11 protein-coding genes and 1 pseudogene are annotated in these 13,048 nt (G+C 56.9%); 10 read left to right on the plus strand and 2 right to left on the minus strand.

Annotated elements, in window-relative coordinates; genetic code table 11:
* Both RUESEDTHA_RS19745 and RUESEDTHA_RS19750 read right to left on the minus strand, forming a co-directional pair.
* Positions 1-1,008, minus strand: coding sequence for a carbohydrate ABC transporter permease (locus RUESEDTHA_RS19745; protein WP_180888378.1), 1,008 nt, complete (start codon positions 1,006-1,008; stop codon positions 1-3).
* A 63-nt stretch (positions 1,009-1,071) separates the two neighbouring features.
* A complete protein-coding gene (locus RUESEDTHA_RS19750; protein WP_180888379.1) occupies positions 1,072-2,340 on the minus strand; it encodes an ABC transporter substrate-binding protein in 1,269 nt (422 codons plus the stop codon).
* Positions 2,341-2,559: 219 nt separating this feature from the next.
* Between RUESEDTHA_RS19750 and RUESEDTHA_RS19755 the strand changes: the two genes are divergently transcribed.
* The 10 genes and pseudogenes from RUESEDTHA_RS19755 to RUESEDTHA_RS19795 form a co-directional block, all read left to right on the plus strand.
* Positions 2,560-3,591 carry a LacI family DNA-binding transcriptional regulator gene (locus RUESEDTHA_RS19755; protein WP_180888380.1) on the plus strand — a complete coding sequence of 344 codons (1,032 nt, stop codon included), beginning with the start codon at positions 2,560-2,562 and terminating at the stop codon, positions 3,589-3,591.
* A 2-nt stretch (positions 3,592-3,593) separates the two neighbouring features.
* Positions 3,594-4,895: pseudogene (locus RUESEDTHA_RS20965) on the plus strand (GH1 family beta-glucosidase); the annotation flags it as partial.
* A gap of 42 nt (positions 4,896-4,937) precedes the next feature.
* Positions 4,938-5,918 carry an ROK family protein gene (locus RUESEDTHA_RS20970; protein ID WP_255431833.1) on the plus strand — a complete coding sequence of 327 codons (981 nt, stop codon included), beginning with the start codon at positions 4,938-4,940 and terminating at the stop codon, positions 5,916-5,918.
* Positions 5,919-5,956: 38 nt separating this feature from the next.
* Complete coding sequence (locus RUESEDTHA_RS19765; protein ID WP_180888382.1) at positions 5,957-6,883, plus strand: carbohydrate kinase; 927 nt, start codon at positions 5,957-5,959, stop codon at positions 6,881-6,883.
* A 17-nt stretch (positions 6,884-6,900) separates the two neighbouring features.
* Positions 6,901-7,566: a D-lyxose/D-mannose family sugar isomerase gene (locus RUESEDTHA_RS19770; RefSeq protein ID WP_180888383.1), complete on the plus strand. Its 666-nt coding sequence runs from the start codon at positions 6,901-6,903 to the stop codon at positions 7,564-7,566.
* 406 nt (positions 7,567-7,972) lie between these two features.
* Positions 7,973-9,277 (plus strand): extracellular solute-binding protein, encoded by a 1,305-nt coding sequence (locus RUESEDTHA_RS19775; protein WP_180888384.1) that lies wholly within the window; start codon positions 7,973-7,975, stop codon positions 9,275-9,277.
* 73 nt (positions 9,278-9,350) lie between these two features.
* Entirely contained in the window at positions 9,351-10,232 is an 882-nt protein-coding gene (locus tag RUESEDTHA_RS19780) for an ABC transporter permease subunit (RefSeq protein ID WP_180888385.1), read from the plus strand.
* 11 nt (positions 10,233-10,243) lie between these two features.
* Positions 10,244-11,137, plus strand: coding sequence for an ABC transporter permease subunit (locus tag RUESEDTHA_RS19785; protein WP_180888386.1), 894 nt, complete (start codon positions 10,244-10,246; stop codon positions 11,135-11,137).
* Positions 11,138-11,148: 11 nt separating this feature from the next.
* On the plus strand, positions 11,149-12,195 hold the full coding sequence (locus RUESEDTHA_RS19790) for an ABC transporter ATP-binding protein (RefSeq protein WP_180888387.1): 1,047 nt from the start codon (positions 11,149-11,151) through the stop codon (positions 12,193-12,195).
* On the plus strand, positions 12,192-13,048 hold an 857-nt coding region (locus RUESEDTHA_RS19795; protein ID WP_180888388.1), incomplete at its 3' end, for an endonuclease/exonuclease/phosphatase family protein. The genes RUESEDTHA_RS19790 and RUESEDTHA_RS19795, both read left to right, overlap by 4 nt.

Genomic DNA, 13,048 nt, shown 5'->3' on the forward strand with positions numbered 1-13,048 from the left:
TCACTCCATCTCTTTGCGCGCGTTGCGCACGTTCCAGATCAGAATTGGCGTGACCAGCAGCATGATCACCATGGCCGAGGCTGACCCCACGCCCCAGTCGTTGGCGCGGAACAGTTTGTCATACATGTAGTTGGCCAGAACCTGTGTCTCCCACTGGCCGTTGGTCATGGCAAAGACGATGTCGAATACCTTGAGCACGGTAATGGTGATCGTAGTCCACACGACCAGAATGGTGGTTTTGATCTGCGGCACCTTGATCTTGAAGAAAATCTGGAACGGGTTGGCTCCGTCCAGAATGGCGGCCTCGATCGTTTCTTCGGGAATGCCGCGCAGGGCAGCAGATAAGATCACCATGGCAAAGCCGGTCTGAATCCAGATCAGCACCACCATCAGAAAGAAACTGTTCCAGAACGGGATGGTCAGCCATGTCTGCGGCTCGGTCCCGCCAAAGAAGATATACAGGGCATTCAGCATCCCGATCTGGTCCTGCTCGGCCGGACGGGTGTCGTAGACCAATTTCCAGATCACCGAGGCCCCGACGAACGAGATCGCCATCGGCATGAAAATCAGAGATTTGGCGACGTTACCCCAACGAATCCGGTCCGTCAGTTGCGCCACCAGCAGTCCAAACGCGGTCGACATGGCGGGCACGATGATCAGCCAGAACATGTTGTTGCGCATGGCTTCCCAGAATTTGGGTTCGTTGGCCATCTGGATGTAGTTTTCCAACCCAACCCATTCATACCCGCCGCCGGGGACACGATCGGTCAGCGACAGACGCAAGGTTTCCACCACCGGATAGGCCAGATACAGGCCTAACGCCGCCAACGCCGGAAACAAGAACAGCCAAGGCCGGATCATGTTCGCGCGGTTGATATTGCGCCCTGCATTCGGACCGCGCGCCGGAAACAGCACTTTGTCCAGAAATTGGTTGGAGAGGTAAAAATAGCCCACACACCCTGACACGCCGATGGCGATGGTCAGCAGGCCCTGTAATGCCGGATGCATGCCGCGTCTCCCTTGCGACGGTGGCAGGCAACCCAAACTAGCGGGTTGCCCGATCAGGAACGCTTAGTCCAGCGCGTCCCAGGAGGATTGGATTTCATCGGCAACCTCTTGCGCCGATGTCCCGCCGGTATAGTCGACCATGCCGGTCCAGAAGGTTCCAGCACCCACACCGCCCGGCATTAGGTCAGAGCCGTCAAACCGGAAGGTAGTCGCACCAAGAAGAATGTCGTTCATCTTCTTCAGCGTCGGGTCCGAGAACAGCGAGGTATCAACGCCCTTATGCGGCGTCAGGAACCCGGTTAGCTGCATCCAGGTCTCATGTGCTTCGGGGGTCTGAAGATACTCGATCAACGCATGCGCGCCGGGGCTGTCATTGGTGATCGCCCACAGGGTACCCGCGCCCAGAACCGGGCTGCCGAGGTCCTTGCCTTCATAAGCCGGGAAATAGAAGAAATCTGCGTCTTCACCTACAACAGTTCCTTCCGGGAAAAACGCTGGAATGAACGAGGCCTGGCGGTGCATGTAGCATTGTGGAGGTGAGCTAAACATTCCCTTGGGACTATCGCGGAAGTCCGTCGTGGCCACAGCCCCTGCGCCGCCGGCAACATAGTCGTCATTGCGGGCAAACGCGCCAAACTCCTCGATCGCAGCGATGACCTTGGGATCGTTGAACTTCATCTCATTGGCGACCCAGGCGTCATAATCCGCGGGCGACTGCGTGCGCAGCATCATGTCTTCGACCCAGTCGGTTGCGGGCCACCCGGTTGCACCACCAGAACCTAGACCGATACACCAAGGCGTCTCACCATCCGCCACAACTTGGTCGGTCAGCGCCTTGAGCTCTTCCATTGTGGTCGGTACTTCATAGCCGGCATCTTCAAAATTCTCAGGCACGTACCAAACCAGAGACTTCACATCGACCTTGTAGAAAAAGCCGTACAGATTGTCCGCGCCGTCAGGTCCGCCATATGTGCCCAGGTCAACCCAAGACTGCCCCGCGGCATAGTTGTCGCGAATCCAGTCACCCGTGCCATCGGCAAGCGGCGTCAGGAAGCCGGACTTAGCCATATCTGCCGCCAGGCCCGGCTGCGGAAATACGGCGACATTCGGTGCTGAACCCGCCTCGGCATCAATGCGGATTTGCTGCTCAAAGCTGTCTGATCCGACATAGGCGTATTCATGCCCGGTTGCTGCGGCAAAGCCATCTAGAACCTTTTCGACATTTTCCTGATCCGGCCCCAACCACGGACCGAACACGGTAACCTTGTCCGCCTGTGCAGCGCCCGACATCAGCGCGAACGTGGCCGCACCAGCGTAAAGCGAGTGTTTCATGAATTCTCCTCCCGTATCATCTCTCGCTTTGGAATTGTATCTTCAAAGCGCTTTGGATGACGAACCTTATCCGCTAACATTCAAGCTCTGTCAATGATTGGTTTGCCGTTTGCCTACTTTGTTAATATTTGCAGGCATATGTTTGAATCTTATTGACGCAAAGGTAAATTCCCCACAATACAGATGACAATCCCAATTTGAAGGCGCTTTGAATCGCATATGAACCTAAAGCAGCTCTCAGAAATTCTTGGCTTGTCCCAAACAACTGTCAGCCGTGCGCTGAACGGCTATCCCGAGGTGAACGAGGATACGCGCCTACGTGTGCAGGCCGCCGCCACGAAACATGGTTACCGGCCAAACAGCCGCGCAAAAGGGTTGGCTACAGGTCGGTCCATGGTCATTGGGCACGTGATTCCAAGTTCCTCGCAGCATGAAATGGTTAACCCTATTTTCGGCGACTTCGTTGCAGGTGCCGCGAAAAAATATGCGGAACATGGCTATGACATGATGTTCACGAATGCAGACGATACGTCGATCGAGCGGGCATATCGCGACCTGTTTCAACGCGGCGCTGTTGATGGGGTTGTCCTGCAGGGTCCGAAGGTTAACGAACCTCGGATCGGCGTACTTTCCCGCATGGGGGTTCCCTTTATCGTTCATGGTCGTGCGACCGGAGTTGATGGGCCCTACGATTGGATCGACGTGAACAACAAAAGTTCATTCCAAAGGGCCACCAAATTTCTGATCGACCTGGGGCACCGGCGCATCGCGCTGATAAACGGGTTGGAAGATATGGACTTTGCTCAGCGTCGCCGTGCCGGATATCTGGAGGCTTTGCATGAGGCTGGAATAGCGCCCGACCCGTGCCTGATGCGCAGCGCCGAGATGACCGAGGTTTACGGCCATCACGAAGCCCGCGCCATGATACAGATGGATAATCCCCCCACAGCCATTCTGATCTCATCCATGATTTCAGCGATTGGCGTGCGGCGCGCGTTGAACGAGGCTGGGCTGAAGATGGGACGCGACGTATCCGTCATCGCCCATGACGACGATCTTTCTTACCTGAAAAACGGGCAGGACGTGCCGATCTATACCGCAACGCGCTCATCCGTCCGGCAAGCTGGCGAAATAGCAGCCGAAATGTTGATCGAGCGGATAAAGTCACCCGACGGCCCGGTTCAAACTAGATTGCTGGAGGCCGAACTGGTAGTTGGCGGCTCGACCGGCCCCGCTCCTGACAGGTTCTGAACATGAAATATGCCCGCACTGATTTCCCCAAAGATTTCCTCTTTGGCGTTGCAACCTCTGCCTATCAGATCGAAGGTCACGGACAAGGCGGCGCTGGTCAAACACATTGGGACACGTTCGCCGCGACACCCGGTAACGTGGTGCGCAATGAAAACGGTGACCGCGCCTGTGATCATTTGAACCGCTTTAACGAAGACTTTGACCTTGTGCGCGACGCGGGGTTTGACTGCTATCGGTTCTCCACAAGCTGGGCGCGCGTTCTGCCCGAAGGACGCGGACCTGTTAACCAAGACGGGCTGGACTACTACGACCGCCTTGCCGATGCGCTATTGGAGCGCGGAATACGCCCCTGCGCGACGCTTTATCACTGGGAGCTTCCCTCGCCGTTGGCCGATCTGGGTGGCTGGCGCAATCGGGACATAGCCAACTGGTTTGCCGACTTTACCGAGATTATCATGGGCCGCATCGGTGACCGCATGTTCAGTGTCGCGCCGATCAACGAACCGTGGTGCGTAAGCTGGCTCAGCCATTTTGACGGCCACCACGCCCCCGGTTTGCGCGACATCCGTGCCACGGCGCGCGCTATGCATCACGTCCTACTTGCGCATGGACGGGCGATCGAGGCAATGCGCGGTCTGGGCATGTCCAACTTAGGTGCAGTGTTCAATCTAGAATGGGCAGAACCTGCGGATGACAGCCCCAAAGCACGCCGCGCCGCTGACCTGTACGATGGTATCTACAACCGCTTCTTCCTAAGCGGCGTATTTAACAAAACATACCCCCAGGTCGTTCTTGACGGACTGGAGCGTCATCTGCCAAGCGGCTGGCAAAACGACTTCGACACGATTGGTACCCCAGTCGACTGGTGTGGCTTAAATTACTACACACGCAAGCTGATCGCCCCCGCAGAAACCGCTTGGCCCAGCCTAAAAGAAGTCCCCGGCCCCTTACCAAAAACCCAGATGGGTTGGGAAATCGAACCCAGCGCCCTGACACGTTTCCTGACCCGCACAAGGCGCGACCATACCGGTGATCTTCCGATCTATGTAACGGAAAACGGCATGGCCAGCCCGGAACGACAGCAGGATGATGACCGGATCAACTATTTGAACCAACACCTTTCGGCCGTGCATGACGCGGTTGACCAAGGCGTGCCGGTCAAAGGGTATTTTATCTGGTCCTTGCTTGATAATTACGAATGGGCCTTGGGGTACGAAAAACGCTTTGGTCTTGTGGACGTTGATTTCGAGACGATGGAGCGCCGACCCAAAGCGTCTTACAATGCGGTGAAAACTGCGCTGTCCGGTGGCACCGTTTCGCTGCCGTTGGCGCAACCGGCGGGATGTATGCACGACCACTGGAACTTGGTTGCCGATATCGGCGGCACCAACACGCGATTGGGTGTGGTCTCAAACGGTAAACTCACCGACCTGCGTAAATACCCCACGGGGTCACTTCCGCAATTGCTCGATGCGTTTCACAGTTTGCGGGATGAAATCGGAACCGATCCGCGCGCCGTCGTCGCAGCCGGTGCGGGACCAGTGCAGAACGGTATGATCCGGCTTACAAACGCGCAGCTAGATCTGTCCGAGGCTGACATCGCGCGCGCGACAGGCGCGCAACACACATTTGTCATCAACGACTTCACCGCCGCTGCATGGTCTGTAGCTGAAATCACCGGCGATAACGTCGAAGTTCTGCAAGGCGCCGAAACGCCACCGATGGGAACACGGTTGGTTGTCGGACCGGGAACCGGGTTGGGCGTAGGCTCTCTGCTCTATTCTGACGGTCGGTTTCACACCGCGTCTGGCGAAGGTGGTCACGTTGGATTGTCGCCCCGTCACGAGGACGAGGTCGAAGTTTTCCGCGCCGCGCGCCAAGTTGTTCCGGACTGTTTTTTTGACGACACCCTGACGCTTGAGGCCGAAATGTTCCTAAGCGGTACAGGACTACCGATCCTGTATCAGGCTATTCAATTGGCGACAGGACAGGCGACTGCCGAAACGCGCAGCGCCAAAGACATTCTGGATGACGCCCGCGATGCCTCGGACCCGCTCGCGGTCAGGGCAGCGCAGATGTTCACCTCGCATCTAGGTGCCGTGATGGGCGACTTGGCCGTGGTCATGATGCCTACGGGCGGTGTTTTCCTTGTCGGTGGCGTGGCGGAAAAGAACCGCTGGCTTTTCGCCGACGCTTTCAAGGATGCCTTCAACGCTGGTGGGCGTTTCAGCGAATTGCGGCGGTCAATGAACCTGTACGTTTCAGAACAGGACGAATTTGGCATTGTTGGCGCTAACAACTTCTGTAAAAGTGCACTTGCGCGATAAACTGACCGCCTGACCCACTGATACAGAAAGGACCCGGCATGATCCTGTGCTGCGGTGAAGCCCTGATCGACATGATCGCCTCGCCCACCGTTTCGGGCGAACAGGGATTTGTACCCCATTCCGGAGGCGCGATTTTCAACACGGCGATTGCTCTTGGTCGGCTTGGTGTTCCATCCGGAATGCTGACGGGCCTTTCCTCAGATATGTTTGGGCAGCAACTCGGCAGGTCTTTACAGGCCAGCCATGTGGACACCAGCCATGTTATTGAAACGGACCGCCCGACAACCTTGGCGTTTGTGCAGCTAAAGGACGGGCACGCGACCTATAGTTTTCTGGACGAAAACTCGGCCGGTCGCATGTTGACGCCCGAGGATATGCCCAGCCAGTTGCCAGCGGTATCGGCATTGTATTTCGGCGGTATCAGCCTTGCCTGCGAACCCTGCGCCGACGCCTATGCATCCTTGCTGGATCAACACGGCTCGGAAAAGGCCGTTATGCTGGACCCAAACATCCGTCCCAGTTTTATCACCGATCAAACCCGGTATCGCACCCGGCTAAACGCTATGATCGCGCAGGCCGATATCGTAAAGGTTTCGGATGAGGATCTGGATTGGATCATTCCGGGGCCAGAAAGCCTGACTGACAAAATTTCGCTGTTGCTGAAAGAAGGCCCCGCTGTTGTCATCGTCACCAAAGGCAGCGAGGGCGCAGTCGGATATCTGGCGGATGGCAGGTCAACCTCGGTGCCTGTCAAAAAAGTTGAAGTTGTGGACACCGTCGGCGCCGGAGACACGTTCAACGCCGGCGTATTGGCCGAGTTGGAACGTGCCGGACACCTGAGCAAACAAGGGCTTCGCTCCCTCAACCCAGACCAACTGAAAGATGCTCTTGCCAAGGGTGCCGAAGTCGCTGCCGTGACTGTATCCCGTGCAGGGGCAAACCCACCTTGGGCAAATGAACTTTGACCCCGAAAGGGACCCCGATGAAACGATCAGAAATCAACGCAATCAAAACCGAAGCCGAGGCGTTTATTAGGTCGTTCGGAACGGTTTTGCCCCCTTTTGCCAACTGGTCGATTGACCAGATGAGAAGCGATCAGGCTGCGGTTATTCGCGAACGTGGATTGGGGTGGGATATCACCGACTACGGACAGGGACGGTTCGATGAACTGGGGCTGTTCCTGTTCACGTTACGCAATGGCGATGTCGCCGATCTGAACCAAGGACGCGGCATGCTGTACGCAGAGAAACTGCTTGTCTCACGGGACAAACAGCTTTCGCCGATGCATCGTCATATCATAAAGGCCGAAGACATTATAAATCGCGGCGGCGGCGATCTGGTGATGGAGATCTACGCTTCGGATCCCGTGGGCGGGATCGACCGGGAAAACGCTGTGATAGTGCCCAGCGACGGGTGCCCGGTGTCGATCCAACCCGGCGAGCTCTTGCGGCTTCGACCGGGACAAAGCGTAACGCTAATGCCGGGAATCTGGCACGCTTTCTGGGCCGAAATGGGCGATTGCCTGATTGGTGAAGTGTCAACTGTAAACGATGATCGAACCGACAACGTATTCGAGGACCCAATTCCGCGTTTCGCCACAATCGAAGAAGACGCGGCACAGGAATTCCTTTTGGTTGCGGATTATTGAACCAATAATCCGCTCGCAATCTGGACGCATCAAGCAAATGAAATAGGGCCGTGCGTTCCCAACGATCTGCTGAATTGCCATGCAGACAAGTCGCGTTCGCATGTTGATTGGCGCCGACGTCCCAACCTTCTTAGAAACAACGGCTAAGCGTTGGTTTTCGGTCGCGGTGCGTGTGCGACTGACACTTTGAAGTCGGCATTCCCTTTGGGAAAATATGTCAAAATTGCTTTAAAAAACATTCACCTGACTGTCACACGATCCACGTACCTGACGCTGAGTACGCATACCGTGTACAGCGTTCGGGGCCTTCCCTGATAGCGCTGCCATTCTTTTACCCCAAGGGGCAAATGCCCCTTAATTTGGTGAGCCTTTTTTTGAAAGGCCGCTGCTGAACCGGAGTTAATACATGACCAATCTGAAGCTCTGCGCAACCGCTGCTGCCATAGCCTTTAGCGCGACTGCAGCTTTTGCAGAAACCGAGATCACCTGGTGGCACGCCATGGGTGGTCAGCTTGGTGAAGCAGTCAACAAGATCGCCGAAGATTTCAATGCCTCGCAAAACGACTACAAGATCACTCCGGTCTATAAAGGCAGCTATGAGGAAACGCTGACCGCAGGCATCGCCGCCTTCCGCGCGGGCGAACAGCCCAACGTCATGCAGGTGTTCGACGCCGGTGCGGCCACCGTGATCGGAGCCAAGGGCGCGACCATTCCTGTGCAAGATCTGCTGGCCGACAATGGCGTGGACTTCGACATAAACGATTACATTGCCGGTGTGCGGTACTTCTATGCCGACAGCGACGACAAGATGATCGGGATGCCCTTCAACTCGTCCACGCCGATCCTGTATTACAACATGGACGCGCTGGAGGCAGCAGGCGTCACCCCGCCGAAAACCTGGGAAGAGTTCCAGTCGACCACCGCGCCGGCGCTGAAGGACGCAGGCTACATCGCCCTCAGCCAATCGCACCTGCCGTGGATCTTCACCGAAAATTTCATGTCGCGACACAACCTGCCGTTTGCCACCAACAACAATGGCTATGACAGCACCGACACGCAGATTCTGGTGAACAACGACGCGATCAAAGCGCATTTCACCGCCGTAACCGAGTGGAAAGACAACGGACTGTTCGAATGGTACGGTACCGGCTGGGGCGACAATGCAAAACCGTTCGAAGAAGGCAAAGTGGCTATGTGGCTAGGTTCGTCCGGCTCATTCGGCGGCCTGCTGCAAAAAGACCTGCCGTTTGAATTCAGCGCGACCGAACTGCCCTATTGGGAAGCCGTCACCACTGAGCCCACCCAAACTTTCATCGGTGGTGCCGCCCTGTTCGCCATGTCGGGCAAGTCGGACGCGGAAAACAAGGCCACGGCTGAATTCTTCCGCTTTCTGACCGCGCCCGAGACCCAGTATTTCTGGCATCAGGAAACCGGCTATGTGCCAATCACCGAGGCCGCTTATGACGCCGCCAAGGCGGACGGCCACTATGATCGCTTCCCGGCTGCCGAAGTTGGCGTGAACCAGTTGAAGGCCAAAGCGGGCGACAACACCAAAGGCTACCGCATGGGCTTTTACGTGCAGATCCGCGACATCATGAACCGCGAGTATGGCCGTATTCTGACCGGTGAAACCGACGTCGAAACCGCGTTCAAGACTATCGAAGCCGAAGCCAACGCACTACTGGCCCGCTTCGCCAAGACCCAAGGTTAACGCCCTGGATCACTCCCAAGGATGGTCGCGCTGTCATGGCGCGGCCATCCCCTGTTCAAGACGGAATCTTCCTATGAAACGCGCGGGCTTTGACACGATCTGGCTTCCTATGGCGCTGCTGATACCGCAGTTGATGATCATCGCCATCTTTTTCTACTGGCCTGCGGGCTGGGCGCTGCAGTCCTCATTCTTTTTGCAAGACCCGTTTGGGTTCGGTTCAACCTTCGTGGGGGCTGAGAACTATACGTCGCTGCTGGGCAATGATCAGTACAAACGCGTTGCCGGGTTCACGATCCTTTACTCGGTGCTGGTGACTTTTTTCTCGCTGGCTATCGCGCTGCTGCTGGCGGTCAAGGCCGACAAGGTGATTAAGGGGGCCAAGACCTATCGCACGCTGTTGATGTGGGTCTATGCCATCGCGCCGCCGGTGGCCGGGTTTCTGGGCATTCTGTTCTTTGACCAAAGCACCGGGCCGCTGACCAAATTCTTTCAGATGTTCGGCTGGGATTTCAAACTAGGCGTGGATTACAACGCCACCGCTACAGCCATGGTCATCGTGGCCGTGTGGAAGCAGATCCCCGTCAATTTCATCTTCTTCCTCTCGGGGCTGCAATCCATCCCAAGATCAGTGCGCGAGGCCGCGATGATCGACAACCGATCCGCCACTGGGCGATTCTGGCAGGTCACCTTCCCGCTGCTGGCCCCAACCGCGTTTTTCCTGCTGATCATCAACATCACCTACGCGCTGTTCGACACGTTCGGCATCATCGACGCACTGATGAAGGGCGAGCCGGGCAACAACCCGATGACGTTGGTCTACAAGGTCTACCTGGACGGCTTCCGAGGCAATGACCTAGGCGGATCATCGGCGCAATCAGTGGTGCTGATGGCATTGGTCCTGCTGCTGACCGTGTTTCAGTTCCGGCTGGTGGAACGACGGATTCACTATACCTGAGGGCATTGAACATGGTTGAGACAACACTGGTTACCCCCGCTGAGACCCATCGCCCTAATCGCATCAAATGGGGCGCGATCGGCGATCATACCATTCTGATCCTGGGTGCATTGCTGATGATGCTGCCGCCCCTGCTGGCGCTGACCACGGCCAGCCACGACGCGGTGACGATCCACCGCGAAGGGCTGCAACTGACGCTGGGCGACGATCTGGGCAAGAACTTTCGCACCGCCATGTTCGACAAAGGCGGCTTTACCCAAACGGTCGATGGGATGCTGATGCTGATGAACTCGTTCATCCTCGGCATCGGCTTTGCCGTAGGTAAGATCGTGATTTCGATGATGGCGGCCTATGCCATCGTCTATTTCCGCCTGCGCTTTGCCACACTGGCCTTTTGGGTGATCTTCACCACCCTGCTGCTGCCGCTTGAGGTGCGCATCCTGCCGTCATACGAGGCGATCCAGAAACTGGGCCTGACCAACACCTATACCGGTCTGATCGTGCCGCTGATCGCCTCGGCCACGGGCACGTTCTTTTTCCGGCAATTCTTCATGTCCGTCCCCGAGGAGCTGGCCGAGGCCGCCCGGATCGACGGTGCGGGGCCGTGGACGTTCTTTGTCGATATCCTCATCCCGCTCAGCAAAACGATGATCGCGGCGATCTTCATCATCATGTTTGTCTTCGGCTGGAACCAGTACCTGTGGCCCACGCTGATCACCACGGACGAAGGCTTTTTCACGCTGGTCCGGGGCATCAAGCAGATCGTGTTGTCGTATACCGACAGTCAAATCCCCGAACACGGGCAGGCATTGGCGCTGGCCATCGTGGCGATGATCCCTCCGGTGTTGGTGGTGGTCTTTTTCCAGAACTGGTTCGTCAAGGGCCTTACAGAATCCGACAAATAAGGAATACGCGCATGGCTCAGGTATCATTAGAGGGCATCCGCAAGGTCTATCCCAATGGCTTTCGGGCGGTTCAGACCACCAGCTTTACCATTCAGGACGGCGAGTTTGTCGTGCTGGTCGGCCCCTCGGGTTGTGGCAAATCCACGTTGCTGCGCATGATCGCAGGATTGGAGGAGATCACCGAAGGGGTGCTGAAAATCGGCGACCGCGTCGTCAATGACGTGGACCCGGCGGATCGCGACATCGCAATGGTGTTCCAGAACTATGCTTTGTACCCGCATATGACGGTGCGCAAGAATATTGGCTATGGCCTCAAGAACCGCGGCACCCCGGCGGCCGCAATCGACGCCAAGGTGCAGGATGCGGCCAGAATGCTGAACCTGACCGAATATCTGGACCGCAAGCCAGCGCAGCTTTCGGGTGGTCAGCGCCAGCGCGTTGCCATGGGCCGCGCTGTGGTGCGCGATCCGGCGCTGTTTCTGTTTGATGAACCCCTTTCAAACCTCGACGCCAAACTGCGCAACCAGATGCGGATCGAAATCAAGGCTTTGCAACGCCGCCTTGGAACCACTGCCGTCTACGTGACTCATGATCAGGTCGAGGCGATGACCATGGCCGATCGTATCATCGTCCTGAACGAAGGTCGGATCGAGCAGATTGGCACCCCGTCCGAAATTTATCACAACCCGGCCTCGACCTTTGTAGCCTCGTTCATGGGGGCACCGCCAATGAACCTGATCAAAGCTGAACTTGACCAGCAAAGTGTCCGGATCAATGGCTGTCGAGACCTGATACATGCACCGCAGTCCTTTGACGGGCCAGTGACACTGGGCATTCGCCCTGAGGACGTCGAAGTGGACGAACAGGGACTGGTCTCATTCCATGTCGATATCCTTGAAGAACTGGGCGCGCATCGTCTGCTGCATGGGCGGATCGCCAATCAGCCCTTTTCAGTCATGCTTGGTAAGGATGACGCGGCGCAGGTTGGTGAAACCAAGATCAACCTAAAGCCCGAGGCCCTGCGCCTGTTCGATAGGGAAACGGGGCTGAGGCTGTGATCACACAAACATTAGCGACCCTTCCGGCTGTATCCAAAAACCAGCGGAGCGCAATCCTGTCGGCCCCACGCACCGCCGACGCGCATCGCAGGATTTTGGCCAATATAGAAGCGATGAATGCCGTTCAGGTCGCTGGCAAAGCGCAATCCGCACACCTCCCCAGTGAATTCACCGTGGCCGCCTGGAATGTAGAACGGTGCCTTTTCCCTAAAGAGACGGCTGCGCATCTCGGGAAAGTCGCCCCAAATATCGTTCTGCTGTCCGAAGTTGATCACGGAATGGCCCGAACTGCACAGCGACACACAACCGAAGCTATGGCCGATGCCCTTGGAATGGCTTACGCCTTTGGCGTCGAATTTCACGAGCTTGACTTGGGTGGGCCGACCGAGCGCAGTTTCTGTACGGATGACTTCAACGCACTGGGCTGGCACGGAAATGCAATCCTGTCGTCGGTTCCGTTTGAACGCACCGCCCTGATCCGGCTGGACGATCACGGCCATTGGTTTGCGGCAGAAACCGGGGCGAGCGATCCTGATCAGCCACGCGTCGGGGGCCGCAATGCCATCGCCGCCATTGTGCCGGGGGTCAACGGTCCGGTCTGCGTCGTCTCCACTCATCTGGAAAGCAACGCAAACGCCGTTCACCGACATCAACAATTCGAACGACTGCTGCAGGCGATTGACGATTTCGCGCCGAGCTTACCCATCTTGATTGGCGGGGACCTGAATACCGGCAATCACCTGCCCCCAGACTTTGACTGGCGGCGAGAAACCTTGTTTGGACTGGCCGAGGCCCACGGTTATTCCTGGTCTTTCACGGCTCAAGGCAATACCACCCGCCCCAGCCTGATTAC

It is taken from the genome of Ruegeria sp. THAF57 (assembly GCF_903914075.1).
Taxonomy (GTDB): domain Bacteria; phylum Pseudomonadota; class Alphaproteobacteria; order Rhodobacterales; family Rhodobacteraceae; genus Ruegeria.